General features: G+C 34.1%; 18 protein-coding genes. 1 reads left to right on the top strand and 17 read right to left on the bottom strand.

Features of this window, described 5'->3' with window-relative positions:
• Positions 1-19 precede the first annotated feature (19 nt).
• The 10 genes from gatA to BMZ74_RS04980 form a co-directional block, all read right to left on the bottom strand.
• Positions 20-1,462, bottom strand: a complete 1,443-nt coding sequence (gene gatA, locus BMZ74_RS05025; RefSeq protein ID WP_089860657.1) for an Asp-tRNA(Asn)/Glu-tRNA(Gln) amidotransferase subunit GatA — start codon at positions 1,460-1,462, stop codon at positions 20-22.
• Positions 1,463-1,487: 25 nt separating this feature from the next.
• The gene (gene gatC / locus BMZ74_RS05020) at positions 1,488-1,775 is read right to left on the bottom strand and encodes an Asp-tRNA(Asn)/Glu-tRNA(Gln) amidotransferase subunit GatC (RefSeq protein ID WP_089860655.1); all 288 of its coding nucleotides are present in this window, start codon (positions 1,773-1,775) and stop codon (positions 1,488-1,490) included.
• Between the two features lie 183 nt (positions 1,776-1,958).
• Positions 1,959-3,977: an NAD-dependent DNA ligase LigA gene (gene ligA, locus BMZ74_RS05015; RefSeq protein WP_089860653.1), complete on the bottom strand. Its 2,019-nt coding sequence runs from the start codon at positions 3,975-3,977 to the stop codon at positions 1,959-1,961.
• Positions 3,978-3,990: 13 nt separating this feature from the next.
• Entirely contained in the window at positions 3,991-6,144 is a 2,154-nt protein-coding gene (pcrA, locus tag BMZ74_RS05010; protein ID WP_089860651.1) for a DNA helicase PcrA, read from the bottom strand.
• Positions 6,145-6,201: 57 nt separating this feature from the next.
• Positions 6,202-6,645 carry a GIY-YIG nuclease family protein gene (locus tag BMZ74_RS05005; RefSeq protein ID WP_089860649.1) on the bottom strand — a complete coding sequence of 148 codons (444 nt, stop codon included), beginning with the start codon at positions 6,643-6,645 and terminating at the stop codon, positions 6,202-6,204.
• Positions 6,646-6,811: 166 nt separating this feature from the next.
• Positions 6,812-8,257: a monomeric [FeFe] hydrogenase gene (locus BMZ74_RS05000; protein WP_089860647.1), complete on the bottom strand. Its 1,446-nt coding sequence runs from the start codon at positions 8,255-8,257 to the stop codon at positions 6,812-6,814.
• Positions 8,258-8,269: 12 nt separating this feature from the next.
• Entirely contained in the window at positions 8,270-8,509 is a 240-nt protein-coding gene (locus BMZ74_RS04995) for an NAD(P)H-dependent oxidoreductase subunit E (RefSeq protein ID WP_089860645.1), read from the bottom strand.
• Positions 8,510-8,576: 67 nt separating this feature from the next.
• Positions 8,577-9,731, bottom strand: a complete 1,155-nt coding sequence (locus BMZ74_RS04990; protein WP_089860643.1) for a PP2C family protein-serine/threonine phosphatase — start codon at positions 9,729-9,731, stop codon at positions 8,577-8,579.
• The gene (locus tag BMZ74_RS04985) at positions 9,732-11,453 is read right to left on the bottom strand and encodes a [Fe-Fe] hydrogenase large subunit C-terminal domain-containing protein (RefSeq protein ID WP_245750823.1); all 1,722 of its coding nucleotides are present in this window, start codon (positions 11,451-11,453) and stop codon (positions 9,732-9,734) included.
• Positions 11,446-11,697: a (2Fe-2S) ferredoxin domain-containing protein gene (locus BMZ74_RS04980; RefSeq protein ID WP_089860641.1), complete on the bottom strand. Its 252-nt coding sequence runs from the start codon at positions 11,695-11,697 to the stop codon at positions 11,446-11,448. The genes BMZ74_RS04985 and BMZ74_RS04980 overlap by 8 nt, the downstream gene beginning before the upstream one ends.
• Before the next feature lie 186 nt (positions 11,698-11,883).
• Between BMZ74_RS04980 and hflX the strand changes: the two genes are divergently transcribed.
• The gene (hflX, locus tag BMZ74_RS04975; RefSeq protein WP_089860639.1) at positions 11,884-13,122 is read left to right on the top strand and encodes a GTPase HflX; all 1,239 of its coding nucleotides are present in this window, start codon (positions 11,884-11,886) and stop codon (positions 13,120-13,122) included.
• Here the strand turns inward: hflX and hslO are convergent.
• The 7 genes from hslO to BMZ74_RS04940 all read right to left on the bottom strand — a co-directional run bounded on the left by hslO (position 13,119) and on the right by BMZ74_RS04940 (position 22,568).
• A complete protein-coding gene (gene hslO, locus BMZ74_RS04970) occupies positions 13,119-14,006 on the bottom strand; it encodes an Hsp33 family molecular chaperone HslO (RefSeq protein WP_089860637.1) in 888 nt (295 codons plus the stop codon). The two genes, hflX and hslO, sit on opposite strands and share 4 nt — an antisense overlap.
• A gap of 161 nt (positions 14,007-14,167) precedes the next feature.
• Entirely contained in the window at positions 14,168-14,452 is a 285-nt protein-coding gene (locus BMZ74_RS04965; RefSeq protein ID WP_089860635.1) for a hypothetical protein, read from the bottom strand.
• A 5-nt stretch (positions 14,453-14,457) separates the two neighbouring features.
• Positions 14,458-15,174, bottom strand: coding sequence for a 2-phosphosulfolactate phosphatase (locus BMZ74_RS04960; protein ID WP_089860633.1), 717 nt, complete (start codon positions 15,172-15,174; stop codon positions 14,458-14,460).
• 23 nt (positions 15,175-15,197) lie between these two features.
• Positions 15,198-17,531, bottom strand: coding sequence for a single-stranded-DNA-specific exonuclease RecJ (gene recJ / locus BMZ74_RS04955; RefSeq protein ID WP_089860632.1), 2,334 nt, complete (start codon positions 17,529-17,531; stop codon positions 15,198-15,200).
• A 31-nt stretch (positions 17,532-17,562) separates the two neighbouring features.
• Complete coding sequence (locus BMZ74_RS04950; RefSeq protein ID WP_089860630.1) at positions 17,563-18,360, bottom strand: PD-(D/E)XK nuclease family protein; 798 nt, start codon at positions 18,358-18,360, stop codon at positions 17,563-17,565.
• Positions 18,361-20,586 (bottom strand): ATP-dependent helicase, encoded by a 2,226-nt coding sequence (locus tag BMZ74_RS04945; protein WP_089860628.1) that lies wholly within the window; start codon positions 20,584-20,586, stop codon positions 18,361-18,363.
• A 2-nt stretch (positions 20,587-20,588) separates the two neighbouring features.
• Complete coding sequence (locus BMZ74_RS04940; protein WP_089860627.1) at positions 20,589-22,568, bottom strand: hypothetical protein; 1,980 nt, start codon at positions 22,566-22,568, stop codon at positions 20,589-20,591.
• Positions 22,569-22,587: the final 19 nt, after the last annotated feature.

Genomic DNA, 22,587 nt, shown 5'->3' with positions numbered 1-22,587 from the left:
TTTTCACCTCTCCTAAAATTTATAGTTCTGCCCGTTTATTTTTTAAAGCCAATAATTTTTCTAAAGTATAAGCAGCCTGAATAATCTTGCCCTCTCCAAAATGAGGCCCGATTAACTGCAGACCGATTGGCATTTCATTACTATCAAAGCCACAGGGAATTGACATAGCTGGAACTCCAGCAATATTAATCGGTACTGTGAAAATATCTGTATAATACATTTCTAGAGGATCACTTTTAGATCCTAACTCAATTGCTGTATTAGGAGCAGTTGGAGTAATGATTAAATCAAAATCATTAAAAATGCGGTCAAAATCATCTTTAATTAAAGTTCTAGCTTTTTGAGCCTTTAAATAATAGGCATCATAATAACCTGAACTCAGAGCATAGGTCCCAATCATAATTCTTCTTTTTACTTCATCCCCAAACCCTTGATATCTAGTATTGGTAAACATAGTTGTTACATCAGCTGTTTCTTCGCTGCGCAGACCATAACGAACTCCATCATAACGAGCTAAATTAGAACTTGCTTCTGCAGGAGCAATTACATAGTAAGCAGCTAGAGCATAGGCGGCATCTGTCATATGTACTGTCTCAACTGTTGCTCCTGCTTCTTTTAATTTTTCGACAGCTGCCAGAACACTATCCTTTACTTCTTGATCAAAGTCAAGTTCAAAATATTCAGCTGGTATTCCAATTTTTAGCTGACTAACATCTTCTTTTAAATAAGCTGTATAATCTTCTTTTTCCCGCTTTACTGAAGTAGAATCTTTTTCATCATGACCAGCAATAACATTCATTAAAATTGCCGTATCTTCCACATCTTTAGTAATTGGGCCAATTTGGTCCAGAGAAGATGCAAAGGCAACTAATCCATAGCGAGAAACTAAACCATAAGTTGGTTTTAAACCAACTACACCACAATAAGATGCAGGCTGTCTAATTGAGCCACCTGTATCTGAACCCAGGGCAGCAGCACATTCTCCAGCTGCTACAGCAGCTGCAGATCCTCCGCTGGAACCTCCTGGAGCATGATTTAAATTCCAGGGATTATGTGTATTAAAAAAAGCTGAATTCTCAGTTGAAGATCCCATTGCAAATTCATCCATATTAGTTTTACCCATAATTACTGCTCCAGCTTGATTAAGCTTTTCTACTACTGTAGCATTATAGGGGGGACGATAATTTTCCAGCATCTTTGAAGCACAAGTGGTTGTAATTCCATCAGTTGACATATTATCCTTAACTGCAATAGGAATTCCTGCTAGAGCTGCTTCTTTAGCTGAATCATAATTTGCCAGTTGCTTTTCAGAAAGTTCATCAGTTACTGTTAAATAAGATTTTACCTGGGGATCAACTTCTGCAATCCGATCGCTAAAAGCTGCTTTAATTTCAGCAGCTGTTAATTCTCCGGCTGCTAATTTATCTTTTAATTCGTGAATTGTTAAATCAAAAATATTCATTTTAATTAACTACCTCCTCAACTACTTAATCTGACATGATTTTTGGTGTTCTAAATTGACCATCTTTTTGGTCAGGGGCATTGGCAAGTGTTTTTTCTCTCGGAAGTGACTCAGTAACTTTATCCTCTCTGAGTACATTTTTCATCGGCACAGTATAAGCAGTCGGTACTACTCCTTCTGTATCCAACTCACCCAACTTATCAACATAATTAAGAATTTGACCAATCTGTTCTGTATATTTTTCCTTTTCAGATTCAGTAAGTTTTAATTGCGCCAGACCAGCGGCGTATTCAACATCTTTTTTATCAATCATTTCTTTTCCTCCTCACTCTTAGTTAAATTTAAATTTGCCTGTTCTAAAGTAATAAAACAGACTTCAAACTAAAATTTTCAAGCAGCAGAGCAATTCTGGACTATAAAATAGCTAATTGAAATATTATCCAAAACCATATTATCTATTATAACATAAAAAAACTTATCTATTTAGTCAAAATAGCTATTTTTTAGTTACAGTTTTCTCTTTAGCAAGTAATTTTTCAAATTCAGCCTCAGTTAAAATTTCCACACCAAGTTCAGTTGCCTGTTTATATTTAGAACCAGGATTTTTACCACTAACTAAAAAATCTGTTTGTGAACTAACTGAGCTAACAGCTCTCCCTCCAGCCTTTTCAACTAAATCTTTCACTTCTGAACGAGTAAAATTTTCCAGTGAACCAGTAAAAACAAATTTATAGCCAGCCAGAAACTTATCACTTTGTTCAGCTTTTCTTGCTAGCTTAATACCAGCCTGTTTTAAACGACAGATTAAGTCTTGATTATGTCTTTCCTGAAAAAAACCTACAATACTTTCAGCAATTACAGGACCAATTTCAGCAATTTCCACTAATTTTTCCACGGAAGTTGATTCTAATTCAGCAATTGAAGTAAAATTATCAGCTAATATACGGGCAGCTCCAATCCCGACATGTCTAATTCCTAGAGCATAAAGAACCCGAAAAAATTCACGGTCTTTGCTATCTTTAATAGCTGTAATAACATTCTGCGATGATTTTTGGCCCATCCTCTCTAAATCAGCTAAATGAGATACCTTAAGAAAATATAGATCAGCATAGTCTTCAATTAAATTATTACTGAGTAATTGTTCTACTAAGGCAGGACCAATTCCATCTATATTCATTGCATTCCGAGAAACGAAATGCAGGATTCCCTCTTTACGTTGGGCAGGACAGCTAATATTTGTACATCTCGTTACAGCTTCATCTTCTGGTCTAATTACTTTACTGCCGCAAACAGGACAGTGTTCTGGCATTATAAATTGATGTTCTTTGCCTGTCCGTTCAGCTTTAATAATTTTAACTACTTCTGGAATCACATCACCAGCTTTTTGTACTAAAGCAGTATCGCCAATTCGAATGTCTTTACGTTCAATTTCATCTTCATTATGCAGTGTAGCCCGGCTAACTGTAGAACCAGCTAGTTCGACTGGCTCTAATACAGCAGTTGGAGTTAAAGCGCCTGTCCTGCCAACTGAGATTTCAATATCTTTTATTTTAGTAGTTTTTTGCTGAGCAGGAAATTTATAAGCAATTGCCCAGCGCGGTGATCTAGCTGTAGCTCCCAGCTTTTGTCGATCAGCAAGATTATTAAGCTTAATTACCAAACCATCAATTTCAAAGTCAAGTTCTTCTCTCTTTTCATGCCACTGCTGACAAATTTTAATTACCTGCTCAATATTTTCAGCTGATTGATGCCAGTTAACTTTAAATCCCTGGTTTTTTAAATAAGCAAAAACTTCCAGATGAGTTTTAAATTCTTTTTCTGAATGAGAAATCAAATCATAAACTAAAATTGATAAATTTCTATTAGCAGCAATTTTACTATCCAGCTGTCTTATGGAACCCGCTGCTGCATTTCTGGGATTAGCAAAAGTAGCCTCATCATTGGCTAGCCTTGCTTTATTAATTCTGGCAAATTCGCTTTTACTAAGATAAATTTCTCCACGAAGCTCAAAGCTTGCCTGATCAGATATTTTTAAAGGTAAAGAACGAATGGTTTTCATATTTTTAGAAATATCTTCTCCAATTTCACCATTTCCTCTAGTTGCTCCTAATTGAAAACTGCCTTGATCATATCTCATCACAGCTGATAAACCATCAATTTTATGTTCAACTACATATTGATAAGTCTGTCCAGTTAAATTTTTTTGAATTCGCTGATCAAATTCACGCAAATCAGCTGGATTAAAAGCGTTATCAAGGCTGAGCATTGTTGTGGAATGTTCAACTTTTTCAAACTCGTCTAAAACTTCTCCTCCAACTCGTTGGGTTGGTGAATCAGAGGTTACTAAGCTCGGAAATTCAGACTCTAATTTAATTAACTGCTGCATTAATTGATCAAATTCAGCATCTGAAATACGCGGATCATCGAGGACAAAATAATTATATTCGTGTTCCCTAATTTTTTCTCGTAAAGATTTAATTTTTTGTTCAGCTTGTTCTTGCTCTAAATTTTTCATAATTAACACCTACCTAAACTTTCTGAATCGGAGCAAACTCTGCCAATAGATTCCTCGTTTTACCTTCTTCAAAAGCAATTTTAAGTTCTGGATTAGCTTCACCTTTAACTGCTAAAATAACTCCTATCCCCCAGCGAGGATGAACAATTTTTTGACCCACATTATAGCTGCTAGAAGTTTTAGCCTGGGGACTAGCTGGTTCAGCTTCTTCAGCAAAGATCTCAGCAGCAAAAGCTGTTTCGTCTTTAATTAAATCAGATGGGATTTCATCTAAAAATTGGGATGGAGGATTAATCTGACGTTCTCCAAATCTTAGCCTGAGCTGAGCTCTACTTAAAAACAATCTTTCTTCTGCCCGGGTCATACCAACATAACAAAGTCTTCGCTCTTCCTCAAGTCCCTGCTGTTCAAATAATGAATTAGAATGAGGAAAAATACCATCTTCCATGCCAACTAGAAAAACAACAGGAAACTCAAGTCCTTTTGCAGAATGAATTGTCATTAAAGTCAGAACAGACTGTTCTTCAGCCAATGAATCAATATCTGACATTAAAGTTACCTCTTCTAAAAAGCCAGCTAATGTGTTTTCTTCATTATTTTTCATATATTCATTAATTACAGAAAAAAGCTCTTCAATATTTTCTAAGCGGCTTTCTGCCTGAGTAGTCTTTTCAGCTTCAAGTTCTGCTCGGTAGCCACTTTTGTTAAGTAATTTTTCGGTTAAACGGGCCAGAGCCAGTTGATCCTGCTCTGCTCTTAGTTCTTCAATAATTTTAGTAAAAGCAAGTACTCTTTTTTGATAGCTTCCACTTAAAGCTGGATTTTCTTCAGATCGAAGCGCTGCTTCGTAAAGAGAAAGACTATTAGCACTGGCAAATTGCTGTATTTTAGCCAAAGTACCCTGGCCAATTCCTCTTTTTGGTCGGTTAATTATTCTCAAAAAACTAATATCATCAACTGGATTATAAATCAACCGTAGATATGCCATAATATCTTTAATTTCAAGTCTTTCATAAAAGCGAACTCCTCCGACAATTTGATAAGGAATTCCATATTTCATCAGCATATCTTCAAAGGCTCTTGATTGCGAATTAGTTCGATAAAGAACTGCCAGATCAGCATAAGTTAACTCACCTGTTTTAGTTAATTTTTTAGCTGTTCTGCAGACAAAATCAGCTTCTTCTTTTTCGTCTTGAGCAGTATAAATTTCTATCTTTTCACCTGCTCCTTTATCTGTCCATAATTCTTTTTCTTTACGAGAACTATTATTTTTAATCACAGCCTGAGCTGCTTTTAATATATTGCCCCGAGAACGATAATTTTGTTCAAGTCTGATGGTTTGAACTTCAGGATAATCATCTTCGAAATTTAAGATATTACTAATATCAGCTCCCCGAAATCCATAGATACCCTGATCAGGATCTCCAACTACACAAATGTTTTTGCTCTGAGCAGCCAACAAATTTACTAATTCATATTGAGCATGATTAACATCCTGATATTCATCTACCATAATATATTTAAATCTCTTTTGATAATATTCTAAAACAAGAGGAAACTCCCGAAACAATTTTACTGTCTGCTGAATCAAATCATCAAAATCCATCGCATTATTAGCCTGCAGTTGTTTCTGATATTCTTGATAAATATCAGCTGCATTCTTATCAAAAAAACTGCCTGCATAAGCCATAAATTCTTCTGGTTCCTGTAATTCATTTTTAGCACTGCTAATCCGATTTAAAATAGAACGTGGTTTTAATTTTTTAGGATCAATATTTTTAGCTTTCAGAACTTCTTTAATTAATTTTTGTTGATCAATACTATCAAAAATAACAAAATTACTATCATAACCTAATTTTGCTGCTTCTCTCCTTAAAATACGCACACAAAAAGAGTGAAAAGTACTAACCAGAAGATTCCTTGCTAAACCACCAACTAATTTTTCTACTCTTGCTTTCATCTCATTAGCTGCTTTATTGGTAAAAGTAACTGCTAAAATATTAAAAGGTGAAACTTGATAATTGTTAATTAAATAAGCAATTCTTCTGGTTAAGACTCTGGTTTTACCACTACCTGCTCCAGCTAAAACAAGCAGTGGCCCATTTTTATGTTTAACTGCAAGTTCCTGTTCTCTATTCAAATTTTCCAGAATCTCAGCTATTTCCACATAATCACTTCCTCAAATAATAAACTAAATTTATTCAATATACTACTCCTTATAAAATTAATTTTTATTGCTAAGCTGTTTAGATAATTTTTTATTTTCTAATAAGCCAGCTTTTATTTTTGTTAAATCAGATGTCAACGGAAAATAAATCAAATGCGTGTCACAGTTACAGTCACTGGCCCCGAATCCATTAATTATAACTTTTCCACCTATCTTTATTAATTGATTACTCAATAAACACTCTCCTGTTTTGGGAAGAGTAAAAACTAAATCAGCTTCTAAATCAGCTACAGCAAGCAAATAATCTATATGCCAGTGAAATTTTTTATTTTTACTGTAGTGCCTTTTTAATCTAGCTGGTAGTGTTCGCTGTGCTGTTCCTGCATAAAAATAATAACCAGCTGGAAATGTTTTTTCCCCTAGAGCACCAATTATAATTTCAGCTGACCTGGTAAGTTTTATTTCTAATAAATAAACACCCTTTTCTGGATAGTTCTTCATTAAGATCACTACTCTCTATTATTTCAGTTCCAGCCCAACTTTTCAATTTTTATTTCAGTTTTTCTGCTAATTAAAATAAAGAAAAATGCTGGGATCCCAGCATTTTAATTATAATATATTTAACTATTTTTATCAATTAATATCAAATTCAAAAAATTAAGAGCAGTTACTTAGCTGGATCTAAATTAGATTCTATAGCAAAGTCATTCACAAACTTTTTAGCTGCTTTTTGATTAATCATAGCAGCTGGACCGCCAACACAGCCACCTGAGCAGGCCATCCCCTCTAAAAAACTGTAATCATGCCGATTAGCCTTAATAAGAGCCAGCTCCTGCTGACAATTAGCTAATCCATCTGCCTGCTTACTTTTATAATTAATTTCAATTAACTCAGCCAGTGAATTCTCTAAACCACCTGCATAAGCAAATTGTCTGCCCAGTTTGCTGGCATCTTCAATTTTTTCTTTACCAGTAACTGTAGCTAAATTCATTTCAAAACCACTGACTAAAGCGATTAGTTCTTCAAAGGTCAGTACATAATCTAAATCAGGATTATTGAGTGCTTCTGCTTTTTTAGCTGTACAGGGACCAATAAAAACAAGTTTTGCAGCTGGATCAATTATTTGATATTCAGCCGCAGCTACTGCCATTGGCGAGTTTGTTTGTGATAGATTAGCTGCTAATTCTGAATAATCATTTTTCACCATATTTTTAAAAGCAGTACAGCAAGAGCTTAAAAGTACTTGACCAGCTTCTATTGCTTCTGTTAACTCTTTACTTTCTGCTGCTGCTACCAGATCAGCACCTCGAGCTACTTCAACTACATCATTGAACCCAAGCTCTTTAAGAGCATATTTTATCTGGGGAGCTGATACCTTAAAGCCAAACTGACCGACAAAAGATGGCGCCAGCATTGCTATTACTTTTTCTGCAGGATTAATTAAATGCTGACAAACTTTTACCAAATCACTTTTTTCAGCTATAGCACCAAAAGGGCAGGCTTCTATACAACTACCACAGCTTACACATTTATTAGAATCAATCTTAGCCTGTCTATTTTTATCAGCTTTTATAGCGTTGACGGCACATGCTCTTGCACAGGGACGTTGATTCTCTAAAATAGCGTTATAAGAACAGGCAGCAGCACAGCGGCCACATTCTATGCATTTATTTTGATCAATAAAAGCTTTATTTTGAATAATTACTATTGCTTGAGCTGGACAGGCATTAACACATTTATGAGCAACACAATTCCGACAGGCATCTGTCACAAAATATTTGTCAATTGGACATCTGTCACAGGCAGTAGCAATTACCTCAACTATTGACTCCTGTTTAGGTAGCTGATCAGCTAGCAACTGTTCAGCCAGCTCAGACAGCTTAACACTTTCTGTATCAGCAGGACTAAAACCAAGTGCTGCTTTAATCCTTTCTGTAAAAATTGCCCGTTCTTTAAATTCACAGCAACGGTAACGAGGACTATCTTTAGTTATCATCTGAAAAGGAAGTTCACTTATTTTTTCACTTAATTTACCAGCAGCTGTGAGTTTAACCAGTTCTACATATAAACGCCGCTTTAATTTTACTACCTCAGAAATAGTTTTATTACTCAAATTAGTCCACTCCTATCTTATATTTTCTCTTATAATCTTATATAGTTTTTCCGGATTAATATCATGATATATTTTATCATTAAAACTGATCACAGGAGCCTGCTCACATTCTTCTGCAAGGCAGTGACATGTTTTAAAATCAATAGCTGATTTCAACTCTGTTTCCAGACTGTTAAAGGTATCCATTAAATCAGCTGCTCCCATTAAATAACAGGGAGTACCGATACAGATCTCTAACTTATTCTTTGCCAACTGTTTTCACCTCAATTCAATTAAATTATTAAAGTTTAATATTATTTAGCCAGCAATCAAAATTTATTTAAAACCAGGCAATAGTAACTTCTTTTTTTAGGCGACGTAACTGTTCTGCTATCTGGCTAATTATCTGGCTTCTAATCCCTAAATCAATGGGTAAATTTAAACTTTGATGTGATTCATTAACAGCTCGTCCAACAAAAAAGCGAACACTATCACTTTCTAATAATGATTTAGTAAAAAGTGAAGCTCCATCTCGAGCATTTACAGGAATCTGACCTGGCTTATATTGCTTTAAAGTGGCAAGTACTTTATTTAAAGTTAATAATCCTTCAGTCACAAGATCAAATCCAGCTAACTGACTAATTGGAGGAACATCTCTCTTATAATAATTAAGACTTGTTTTAAGCTCAAGTCCTAACTCCCGGGCCGCAATCTGAGCTGTAGTTCCACCACTAATTATTTTTTGTCCTTCCAGACCAGCAATCTTTTGAGCAAGATATTTATCATGTTCTTGAGCAAGTGGTGGCCCGCTCCAAATGTTAACAGTTCTTTTTTTCCGATATCTCATTCCAATAATAGTAAAATCATCACCAGCTTTATCATTATAAAAAGTATTGAAAATTTTAACTAATTTATTAATTGCATATTTTAAATCAGCTGGATTTTGTTTTACCACTCGACAAATTTCCCGTGCTACACCTTCCCAACCAAGGCCAAAATTTAATAAACCTCCAATACCAGCATGAGTTACCCCATCACTAACTAAAAATAAGCGATCTGTTTTTCTAAATTTAAACCTGGCTTCTCTAATCTTTTTGTCTTCTAACTCATATTCTTGATAATTAAGTTTTACTACTTTTCCATCTCTATATAAAAAAGCAGCTGGACTATCAATTTCAATTAAGCGTAGATTATGCTCGCTATCAATTACCAGGAAAGCTAGAGTTGCATAAGCAATTCCTCTAATTTCACAGACAGGCAAAGTAGCTAAAATTGTTGATAAGATTTCCTGTAAAGGTAGTTCTTTAGCTATCAATCCAGAAGCTATTTTGGAAGTTAAAGTTGAGAGAATATTAGCCTTAATTCCACTTCCTAATCCATCTGAAAGTACAATTATTGTTTTATTTTCTTTTTTGATAATCTCAACATTATCTCCACAAACTTCCTGTCCAAATTTGGGAATCGACTGATAAAATTCTTCAAAAACTAGCTCCATTTAATGATCACCTGCTTGCAGCAGATCTGCTAGATCTGTGAGAGCAGCTTTAGTTTCAACTGTTGTTTCACCAAGTAAACCAGCAATCTCTTGGACAATCTGCATCTGCTTATTGACTACAGAATTAGTTTTTTCAACTGCTAGTCTTTTCATTTTTTGAACTTCAAGACGCTGTTTTTCCTGTTCAGTGATATCAGTCAAAATTCCAACTATTACTTTATGTTCAGGTAAAGCAAATATTGTTTGATCAACAATAATTGTTTCATTTTTATAAGAATATTTTTGATGAATAATCCGCTGTTCAAACTGCCAGGCCTGCTTAAACATCTGACTATCCATAACTTTATCTAGTTTAAGCCCTGCTAATTTACGGTTTCGCTGGCTAAAAAGTTTTCTAGCTAAAGGATTAAATTTCTGGATCTCCATCTCACTATTTACCACTATAATTGCATTATGTGATGATTCAACAATTATCTGAGAAAGAGATTCAGCTCTTGATTTCATATATGGGATACACATTTTTCTTTCTGCAAATCCATGATAAACCGCAATGGCTTTTTCTCTACAGCTAGAATAGCCACAACCACCACAATTTTTTTCATCCTCTGGCTGTTCTTTACCAATTGAGGCCAAGATTTTTTTTATTTCACTTTCTGGTGGAATTGGTAATTTCATTTTCTGATCACTATGATTTCTTTTAAGTGAGTTTAGTTTAGTTAAATTAATAGCTTGTTCATTACTTAACCTTTTATTATTTAAATAGCTATGAATTTTCATTTCTCGTACTGGTATGCTCAAATTATTGTCAATTGCTGGCCCGGAAATACAGCCTCCTGGACAGGCCAGTAATTCTACCATCTCAACAGACATTGCTTCTTTTTTGAGATCTGCTAAAAAATTAATTATATTAGCTAGACCACTAACATGAAGAGCCTGATAACCACAGCCTGGATCAGCTTTTAACATTTCTGCAGCTTTAACCGCTCCTCCGGATAATGCGTAATCAGCAGTAATCAGAGGGGTTGGCAGATCAACTCCAGCAGTAGAAAGTTCTGCTAAATTTATCCCGGCCTCAGCAAATAATTTTTTTAAATGAGTAAAAGTTATTACAATATCTGGTTTATAATGACGCCGTTTTTCCTGATTTGCTTCTTCTATTTTAGCAAGACAAGGGCCGATAAATACTACCCTTGCTTTAGAAAAATTAGCTTTTAATTCAGCTGCCTGTAGCATCATAGGTGATAAAACTGGTGCCAACTGTGGCAGCAATTCAGGGAAATGTTTTTCAATTAAATTAACTACTGCTGGACAGCAGGAGGTAATTAAAGGTTTATCAAGTTTTTTTATTTCTAATTTGAACTGTTCTACTACTTCAGCTGCCGCTGCTGCTGTCTCTGCAATATAGTTAAAACCTATTTTTCGTAGAGCGGTAAACAGCTGGCCGGGCTTAATTCCTGGAAAAGCTGCAGTAAATGATGGAGCTACTGAAGCAATTAAAAAGCTATCCGAAGCAAGAAAAGCTTTTAATTTTTCTTTTTCAAATAGAGCACTTTTAGCTCCTTGAGGGCAGGTTTTAATACAATTACCACAATAAATACACTTCTCTTCAATAATAAAAACCTGATTATCTTTAAAGCCAATCGCAGCAACTGGACATTCTCTTAAACATTTATGACAATCCTTACAGCTGGCAGGCTGAACTACTAAAGGACTATTATTCATTTTGATCAGGCAGTAAATGCGCTGCAAAAATGGCAGCAGCATTCTCCTCATTAACTGCAGCAATTTTATTCCCATTAATAGCAATATTTACTCCTTCGGTACAATTCCCCTGACAAAAACTAGCAGATAATTCTATACTATTCTGTAATTTATATTTTTCAATTAAATCTTTAAAAATTGCAACAACTTTTTCTGCTCCTTTAAGATGACAGCTGCTGCCCACACAAATTAGAACCTTTTGCATTTTGCCTCCCCCTAACTCAAATAATAATATTTAAAATTATTGTGAACATCTTCACAATAATTTTAAATAAAAAAACTCTAATTGTCAAATAAAAGATTTTTTAGATTTTTGCCAAAAATGTTATAATGTAATTATAAAGGAGATGATAACATTAAAAATAATCTTAACCTTAAAAAAGAAAACAATTTGTATCAAATTAAAAATGAGTTAGTAGAAAAAGCCCTTTTAATTGGCCCGCAGGCAGAAAGTTTAACTGAATTAAAAATGCTGTCTGAAACTGCTGGAGCTAAAATAATTTCAACAATTGCTTATCAACCTCGTCAAATCAATGCTGCATTTTATATTGGTAGTGGTAAAGCACAAGAAATTAAAGAAATTGCTAATAATAAAGGAGCTAATTTAATTATCTTTGATTATCCTCTTTCACCTGTTCAACAGCGTAATTTAGAAAATAAAATAGCAAAAAAAGTTATTGACAGAGCTCAAGTTATTCTTGATATTTTTGCCCATCATGCTCATAGTAAAGAAAGTAAAATTCAGGTTGAATTAGCTCAACTTGAATACAGATTGCCACGTCTGCAGGGGCAGGGAAATTCTTTATCAAGACTAGCCGGGGGAATTGGTAGCAAAGGTCCTGGAGAAAGCAAATTAGAAGTTGACCGCAGAAGAATTGAAGATAGAATTCATCGTCTCAAAACAGAATTAACTGCTATAGCTGAACAGAGAGAAGTACAAAAAAGCAATAGAAAAGATCCCCTAGTAGCATTAGTTGGTTATACAAATGCTGGCAAGTCAACTTTGCTTAATAAATTAACTGCAGCCAACACTCTAGTTGCTGATCAACTTTTTGCAACTTTAGATGCCAAAATGCGCCAGCTGCAATTAGATAAGGGGAAAAATCAGGTTATTTTAACTGATACTGTTGGCTTTATTGATAAATTGCCCCACCAATTAGTTGCTTCTTTTCGTACAACTTTAGCTGAAATTTCTAATGCCAAAATTATTCTACACATCATAGATAGTGCAAGCCAGGAAAAAGAAAAACAAATCAAAGTAGTTGAACAGGAATTGAAAAAATTAAAAAACAAAAAAAGTAAAGTAATTAAAGTCTTTAATAAAATAGATATGTTAAGTAAAGCAGAGTTAGCTGATCTAAAAATAATTTATCCAACCGCTTTATTTGTTTCCGCTGAACAGTCTTTAAACTTAGAAATTTTAAAGTTTAAGTTAACAGAACTATTAAAACCACAGCTAACAAAAGTTGAACTTCTACTTCCTTATGAACAAGCTGGCTGGATAGCTGAAATTCATCAGCAGGGAGAGGTAAAAAATGAAAAATATAAGCAGGACAAAGTTTATCTAGAAGCATTATTACCAATCAAAATTGCTAATAAACTTAAAAAATACAGCAGGAGGATTACTTAATTCTCCTGCTCATCTAGTTCCGCTAGTAATTTTTTGATTTCCTGCCCCGAAAAAACATAACTCTCATTACAGAAGTGACAGCGAACTTCTATTTTTCCTTCTGCAGCAAGTGTTTCCTCAATTTCCTGTTTACCTAACCCAGCTACAAGGGTATAGCTTCTTTCCCTACTACAGCGACATTTAAATTTGATTTCTTTCCGGGCCATAACTCTATAATCTAATTCCCCGACTAATAATTCAATAATCTCTTCTGGACTTAGTCCATCTTCAATCAAAGCACTAACTGAATTTAATTTAGCCAAATTTTTTTCCAATAGAGTAATTGTTTCTTCAGAAGCATCAGGTAAAAGTTGAATTAAAAATCCTCCAGCTGACTTAACACTTAAATCTGTATCAACTAATACTCCTAATCCAACTGCTGAGGGAACCTGCTCAGAAGCAGTAAAATAATAAGTCAAATCTTCTCCAATTTCACCAGAAATAAGCGGAACACTACCAGTATATGGTTCCTTTAAACTCATTATCTTAGTTATAGAAAGCTGGCCTTTACCAACTGCACGGGCCACATCTAATTTCCCCTGTGAATTTTTATAAAAATCAAGCTGAGGATTTTGAATATATCCTCTAACTTCTCCTTTTTGATTAGCATCAGCAATAATTTTACCTGCTGGTCCATCACCATCAATCTTAAGCACTACTTCATCTCCAGACTTAACTAAAGATCCAGTTAAAAGAGCACCGGTAATTGTCCTACCTAAGGCAGCGGTAGCAACAGGGGTTGTCTGATGTTTTTGTTGAGCTTCAGCAACTACGTTAGTTGAGCTAGCAGCTAGAATACGCAGCTCTTTATTAGTTGTCATTGCCCGAACTAAATAATCTTCCATTTCAATCTCCTCCAGAATCAAATTTTTAAAAATTTATTCAACACTAAAACAGCTCAGCTTAAGTTTTTTACTTAAACTGAGCCTATTTAGTTCTGTCAAACAGTTAAGCTATTAAAGCTAAATAATTTAACAACAATTTCCCTAAAGATAAGCTATTTTTATTAATCGAAAGTAATAAAAGTATTAAAAACACCTAAATAAGTTATCTCACGATCAGCCTTTTGTAAACTAAAAGTTGAAAAAAACACATAATCATGTGCTTCAGTCTGCATTTCAAGCATTGGCCCTGCCACTGCGCCTCCTAAAACTCTTGTAAAGTCATTTTCTGCCTGATTTTGAATTTCATTTACTCCCCAGTCAATAAACTCTTCCCGAGTTGGATTCATAACAGCAGCAAATACAAGCAAAATTAAAATTATTAAAAGTAAAGAAGATCCTCTTTTCATTTTTATCACCTGTCCTGAGTTAAATAATTGTCAATCTTTTTTAATTGGTAAATGTCAGTTTTTATTTTATCAGCTTGAATAATGAAGTCAAATTTATCTATCTCTAGACAAAAGTCAAAGTCTTCAGCTGGCATTTCTTGCTGAGTTATCTGATTAAAAAAGCGATCACCTGCTGGTGAACGTAATTCTGCTTTTAACTGCTCTACCTGTGGTAATTTGATCTTTTTAGTTAACAATTCATTTAATAATTTAAGATATAATTCATCTTCAGCCGCTGGTGTAGCACCATTATTGCCCATTGCTACTATAGATACAGTGGCAGGATTTTTATATTTAATATATTCTGCTACTGCAGAAATATTGACAAAACTACCGGTTAAAATTGTATCTGCTTGGGCAGCCGCAATAATTCCTTTCGTTCCTGCACTTGTACTCAAAACTACTATTTTATTAGTTAAATTTTCCCGGGAAATAAAATAAGGTGAATTATTAAAATTAAAATCAGCTAATTTAATACCTTTTCTTTCTCCTACTAAAATAATATCAGAATAATTATCTTTTAATTTATAAGCTGTTTCTGCCTGACTAACTATGAATAAAGCAGTAGGATTCTGGTTTAAAATATAAGCAGCTGTTGTATAAGCTCGAAAAACATCAATAATAACCGTCAATCCAACTGCATCAGCTGCTCCCTGTAAATAATGACTCTTTCTTATTTCCACTCTTAACTATCTCCTTTATAAAACTAAATTTCTCTATTTAACAAATTATCGATAAATTTCTGCAACTGTTGGATTGGCTTATTTTTTATAAACCTTCTAAAAGCAGCAGTGGAGCTAAGTAGTCTTGTTAATTCAGAACCTCGCAAATTTTTTTGACCACGATTTACTTCGCCATTTTTAGTTATTAATATTTCTTGATAAGCAATAAATTCATAGTTTAGTTTCCCGGCAGCTGCCAAATAGTCAATCCCTCGTTTAACAGTTAGCACTGTAGTAGCAAGATCAAGAGCAGCCTGATTTAAATTAAAAATTCCATTTTCCTGCTCAAAACAATATTTTAAACGTTTCATTAGTAAATTAATAAATTTTTCTTTTTTTCCCTGTTGTCTATAGTTTACTAAAATTAACCGTTCACATTCAGTAAGCAAGATTACTTCTTTTAAAATAGCAGGAGTTGGTGGAATTGTCAAGATAACAAGTTGTTTAACCTGTCGATAATAGTTTCGATTAAAAATAGGATATAGATTTAATTTAAAACTTCCACTTCCTTCAGCAAAATAAGCTGTTTCAGGTTGACCTGATTTCAAAAGTTCAAGATCTTTTTGGCGCCAGTCTATTAGCTCAACCTTCATCTGATCGAATTTTGAAGCAGAATTATTAGCTTCAGTTAGTTGAGATATTTCATTTTGACAGCTAACAAGAGCTTTAATTTCAAGCTGTAAGCTTTTTCTACCTTGATAAATATTTTCAGTTAAATTACAAGCTATTTGCTGTCGATAATTATTATCTGTATTTCCAGCCCACCACCAGAGTGCTGTTATTCTGCTGCTGTTTGAACTTTTACTAGAACCTAACACAAATTTTTTGTGTTTACCAGCTGAAATCTCTCTGCTGCTGATAATCTCTCCTTCTAAATAAATAATCGGTTCAGGATTGGCTTCACCAAAAGGAGCAAATAATCTTAGTTTCTGATAAAAATTATTATTAAGCTCAGCAAATTCTAAGTTGAGATCAGCCTTAATAGTAGGTTTAATCTGCTGGTTATTTAAAGCTTCTACCAACAATCTTTGTAATCTTAATTTGAATTTTTCTAAGTTAGCTTTTTTAAGTGAAAATCCTGCTGCTGCTGCATGTCCACCATTTTTTTCTAAAAGATCAGCACACTTATTAATTAGCTGATTAATATTAATCCCTGTAATTGAACGAGCAGAACCAGTAATTAGATCATTTGCTCTACTATTGGTCATTAAAACGGCTGGACAATTAAAATTTTCCACAACTCGGCCTGCTGCTATACCAATTACGCCTTGATGCCAATCAGAGTTATAACTAACAACTGGTTGCGGGCTATCACTATTTAAAGTTTCTACCAATTGTTGATAAATTTGCTGGCTAATTTTTTTTCTTCTTTCATTTAATGACTTTAATTCTGCTGCCAGAACAGCAGCTGTCCGCCTATCTTCAGCTAGCAAAAGTTTAAGTCCTTTTTCAGCACTATCTATTCGGCCCGCTGAATTAAGTAAAGGACCAATTTGAAAGCCAAGAGTTTTTTCATTTATTTCAGATCGATTAAGTTCTAATTCATTATAAAGAGCTGTTAGTCCAATTCGATCAGTTTGCCTTAACTTTGCCAGACCAGTTTTAAACAAATAGCGATTCTCCCCCTGCAGAGGAACTACATCAGCAATAATAGCTAAAAGAAGTAAATCCAGAAAATCTTCAGCAGCTTTCTCATCTCCAGCTAAATTATAAAGTGCTTTAACTAAATAATAAGCCATACCAGCTCCAGGGAGCCAATAGCCCTGACTGTCTTTTCCTAACATTCGGGGTGAAATAACATAATCAGCTGGTGGAAGCCTATCTGGTAATTCATGATGATCAGTAACTATAAAATCTAAACCAATCTCTTTCGCAAATTTCACTTCAGCATAATTGGTAATTCCACAATCACAACTAATAACTAAATCAACTTTTGACTGATAGCCAGCCAGAACAGTCTGATTAAGACCATAACCTTCTTTAAATCTATCTGGCAGATGATAAATCACATCTGCTCCTAAATCCTTTAAAGCCCCTACTAGTATTGCTGTTGAAGTTATTCCATCTACATCATAATCTCCATAAATTAAAATTCTATTTTTATGTTTGATATGATCAGCAATAAATTTAACGATTTGGTCAAGTTTAGGGAACTTATTAAAACTTAGCGGAATATATTTATCTGGCTCAATAAATTCACTTATTTTTTGATAACTATCTAGACCTCGTTTGACAGCAAGACAGGCCAGCTTTTTATTTTTAAAATACTTTACTAGCTCAGAAGCAGGTTCAAACTCAGCTGCTTTTTTTATTATCATTATTTATTCAGTCACCCCTGCTTATAATAAATTAAAATTCAAATTCTTCAACTGATTCCCAATCAAGATTTAGATCGAGATCTTCTTCAAAAACCTCTATAGCTTCACTTCTTTTTCCACGACAAATTGGTCTATATTCACAAAATCTGCATTTATTTATATCTTCAGTCAGCGGAAACTCACTGCTAGTTAGAATTTCCTTCAATAATTCTTCAAAAAAAGTTTGATCTTGCTCAAAACTCTTTTTATCATATTTTAGGCTAACTGGCTGACCTGGATAACGGGGATTCCAGTAAATTAAACAAGGCATTGTCTCCAATTTATAATCTTGAGCAAAATATTTGTAACCAGCCTTTACCATTAAATAAAGATAAAAACGAGTCTGCATTGAACTTTTAATATCTTTCTGTTTAAAATCTTTTTTATCAGTTTTCCAATCATAGATAATGATTCTTGCCTGAGAACTATCATATTTAAGTAAATCATATTTAGCCAATAGCTTAAACTCAGCTTCTCTCAAACGCAACTCTTGTTCAGCAGCAATTATGTCAACTGCCGAGCAGAATCTTTTTAGCCTATTCAGCCAGGCCTGTAGAGGTTGTTTACTAACCAAAGTTGTTTCTTCTAAAGTAGGTTGATAATATCTCTGGGCTAACAAATGAAACTGCTGACCTAGCTTGAGATCCTGTCTAATTTCTTCGTTCATTCCCCACTCTGCTGGCCAATATAACCCAGCTAAATAACGATAATAGAATTTTTTTTGACAGCTTTGAAAAATAGCTAGTGATGACTGAGAAAAGTAAAGCTCTTTCAATTCTGAAACAGCCATTTAATTAGCCTCCTCTGAGCTCAAGCTGGCTTTTGCAGCCGCTGCGCTTTCAATAAAATTACTTAAAGCTATAAATACATAGGCGGGATCCTTATCCCAACCATTTTTTTTGGCATGAGCGCTTAAAAATAAGTTTTCGCGTGCCCTGGTTATTCCTACATATAACAATCTAATTCTTTCGGCAATTAGTTCCTGACGAGCTTTACGGTCTGGATCAACTGCTTTTTTTTCATGCAGCAAATAATCTAATTCAGCCCGGGCGGCAGCTTCAGGATTTCTAACTTCAGGAGTTAAATAAAATTTTTCTCCCATAAAATAATCGTCATCATCATATTGAAATTGACTTGAAGTAATACCTCCAATAAAAACAGTATCCCACTCCATTCCTTTTGCTTTATGTAGTGTAGAAAGACTAACTAAATCAGGTGATTCTTCAAAGCCTTCCATTTCAGTTAAAGTTTCTGCAAATTGACGTAAACGATCTCTAATTGCCGGCATTTCTGCTGTTAATTGATCGAGCTGCCAGGCTGGATTCTGCTGTAAAAGCCGACCAAACTCAAGTGCCAAGTTTTGAGCTAAAGCTAATTTTTTACCACTTAACTCAACTCTTTCTGCTAAAAATAAAACCAGCTCATCGGGTGGCAATTCTAAACCAGCTTCCAACCAGCCCTGAATTTTCTTTAAGCTGTTTAAAAAATAATTAAAACTAGCAAACTTTCTGATTTCTAAATCGAAACTATCACTATTTAAACCTGCTAGAGGATAAATTAAATTCTGCAATGACTTTTCATTCAGCACTTTATCCAGAAGTTCTTCTAAATCACTATTTTCAGTCTGATCGGTAAAAATTTCGTTAAATAAAAGTCGAAAGTTATTTTCAGCAGTTGGTTCAGTTAAAAATTTTAAAATAATTTCTAATTCCGTTAAAAAACTATCTCTAGAACTGCTCCCTGCAAGTTGATATTCACCACCTAATTTCGTGATTTCAGCTGCTATCTCTTCTAATTCACGACCAGTCGGCATTAAAACAGCTGTTGTCTGTTGATTATTTTCACGAGCTTTTCTCACTGCCTGAGCTGCCAGGAATTTTTTTTCTGCTGGCCAATCATCAAAAAGCTGACTACCAATTCGATAACCCACTGGTTCAGGATTAGAAATTGGATCAGAAGCTGGCGTAGCTTTAATATGTTTTTTTTCTAGCGGCTCTATGCCACGATCACCAAATTCTTGCTGACTCCAATCAACTAAATAATTTGCTAAGTCAATAATATCCTGACTGCTCCGACTTGAAATAGCCATTGTTTCTACTTCAACAGACTTTTGCTGACAATAGGAACGAAAAATTTGAGGATCAGATAAAGTAAAAGTACCTGTAATAGCCTGATTACTATCACCAACTCTAACCAAATTATTATCCTGTCCCGATAATATATAGAGCATTTCTTCTTGAGCTTGGTTAGAATCCTGAGCTTCATCTTCAAAAATATAAGTATATTGATCGGCAATCCTACTGGCAAATTCCGCGTCTTCTTTAAGTAATTTCAAGCTATGCTGAACAAGATCTTCAAAATCAAGCAGACCAGATTGATTCATTCTAGCTTCATATTCAGCAAAAATTTCTGCAGCTGGCCCTAAAATATTATGGGAACGTAAATTTGAATATTTAACCATATTTTTTAATTCTTCTCCCTGTAGTAAATTAAGTTTAAAATAAGCAATCATTGCTGCTACATAGGAAGGAAAATCATCTTCTTGCCATCGTTTAAAATATTTATCAAATTGATAGTTGTTTTTTTCCAAATTAAAGTAATTAACTAAACGGTCACGATTAGCAGCTGACCACTGCCTGCATAAATCTCTAATCCAATAATAGCGGCGACTGCTATCTATTAATTCAAACTCTTGATTAATTAATCTAGCAGCAGGCTTTTCTTTAATTATACCAAGGGCTAATGAATGAAGTGTTTTGACACTATAGCCTCTACTACGGGGTAAACCCTGCTCAGCTAAAAAATCACCAATTCTTTTTCTAAAGTTAGCTACAGCAGAATTCATATAAGTTACAATTAATATTTTTTGATCAGGATTTAATTGTTCTATAATTAAGTCGGCTGCTAATTTTGCCAGCACAGTTGTCTTTCCTGCTCCAGGAACAGCTGGCACGGCAAGCTGCCCACCCCGATAAGCAAGCACTTCTTTTTGCCCAGGTCTTGGTCTAAAATCCATTTTTAATCTCTCCTAACATTTAACCAGCGGTAAAGAGGGCCTTCCTGTTCTCTTCCACTGCTATTAAAAAAACTATCTGCTAAATAAATACCACTTTTAACCTTGTAAATTAAACTAATTAAAAAATCACTCAATTGATTAAGCCTAATTTCTTGATCTAATTGATCATGCCAGGCTTGATTTTGCTGCCACTGTTCCGTATAAATATATGGATTAACTAATTCTTTAGCAATGCTCTGCAGCCAGTCAGAACTAGAAATATCAAGTATAAATAAATATTCTATTCCTTTAAGTTCTGGTGAAAAAAGAAATTTATAAGGAGAAGCTAAAATTACACCTGGCTCTTTAGTCTGACCTTTAAAAATAGTTTCTGCTGCTAAAGTACCTTCATAAATCATATTTAAATAACGCTCACTTAAATCTTGATCTGAAACATGAAAATTTTCTACAGTTTGCTGAAATCTGGCTACTGATTCTATCATCTGGCGACAGGCAAAAATATCTTCTTGGGAAGGAGTAAGAGGAGCTAAAACTTCACTAAAAACTGCCTGAAAAAAAATCTGAATTGCAAGCTCTTCTGTTTTCTTTTCTAGCAACCAATCTTTCAAATAATCATACTTTTCAGAAGCAGCAAACCCAATTTTTGTTCTTAAATTAGCCTGCTCTAAATCAATTAGTCTCATTCCAGAAGCTGCAATTTCTCGAGCCAAGAGATAAGATCTTAATGGATCTAAATCTAATAATAAGGATAATCCCTGCTGCAGTGAAGAAACTCCAATTGCTGCTGTTTTATCGACATAGAAAAGATAAAGAATTAACAAAGCTCGTGCAAAAGGAATATCAATTAAGCGTTTAGAACGATTAAAATTACTTAACTGATATCCATTTTTCGTTAATATCTTTTCCAGACTAAAGCTTAATACTTTATCTATTTGAGGAGAAACAATAGCTATCTGATCAGATTTTACTCCCTTTTTAAGTAAAGCAACTACTTGTTGAGCAACCTTAATTAACATTTCTCCTCTCAGTTCACTATCAATTTCAGCTATAAATAGTTTAGAAGTAATAAAATTTGCTTTTCTATTTTTGATAACTTTTTTAATATCAACAGCTAGTTCACTATTAAGTGAACTGGATGTATAATTGTTTTTAAGTTCAATTATTTCAGCTGCCCCAGGAAAAAAGTTCTGTTTAGCTGCAGCCGGATCTCCCCCAAAAAAACGATTAAAACCTCCATTTTGATTAAAGGCAAAATAGCCTTCCAGACCAACTTTTAATAATTGAATTGCCAATTTTTGACCAGCTGGAATAAGTTTTTCTAAGTCATCAATTAATAAATACTGATATTTATTTTTAAGCAGATTCTGATATTTGCTATCAAATAATAAATTATCATTAAACATAGTAACTGCCGCTGAATAATCAAGTAATCTATACTTAAGACAAAATTTACGAAAAGTCAGCATAATATCCAGGGACTGTTGAGCATATTCCTGGCGTTCTTCATCATCACCACACCAGCTAAATAGCCTTGTTTTTAGTTCTTCTAAGTCAAGCAAATTAAAAGCAGCAAGATTCAAATTATCAATCAGCTGAACAGCAATTTGAACTGGCCTAGCTTTAATGTTAAGAAAATAAGATTTGGCTTTACGATACCGATCAACATAATTACTCATTAAAAAATGAGAAGTTTCAATATTCATAAAAGTAGGCTCAATTGTCTGCTGCTGACCACTATATTTTTTTTCAACTGCCGGCCAATTACGATTTAATTCCTGATTTATAAAACCAAAATAAGTAAATATTGATAAATTACCACTCCGATTTAAAGCTAAATCTTCTCTAAATTTACTAACTGCTCGGGCACTATTCAAAAAAAGCAGGATTTTTTCACTGCCAACTTCTGCTGCTAGTTGCTGATATTTTTTCTTAATCCTGGTAGTCTTTCCACTCCCAGTATTTCCTTGATATATTGTATACATCTGCTGGCCTCCCTGCTCT

The sequence above is a fragment of the Halanaerobium salsuginis genome (assembly GCF_900114545.1).
In the GTDB taxonomy this organism is placed as follows: Bacteria; Bacillota; Halanaerobiia; order Halanaerobiales; family Halanaerobiaceae; genus Halanaerobium; species Halanaerobium salsuginis.
This window is presented reverse-complemented; position numbering and strand designations above follow the sequence as displayed.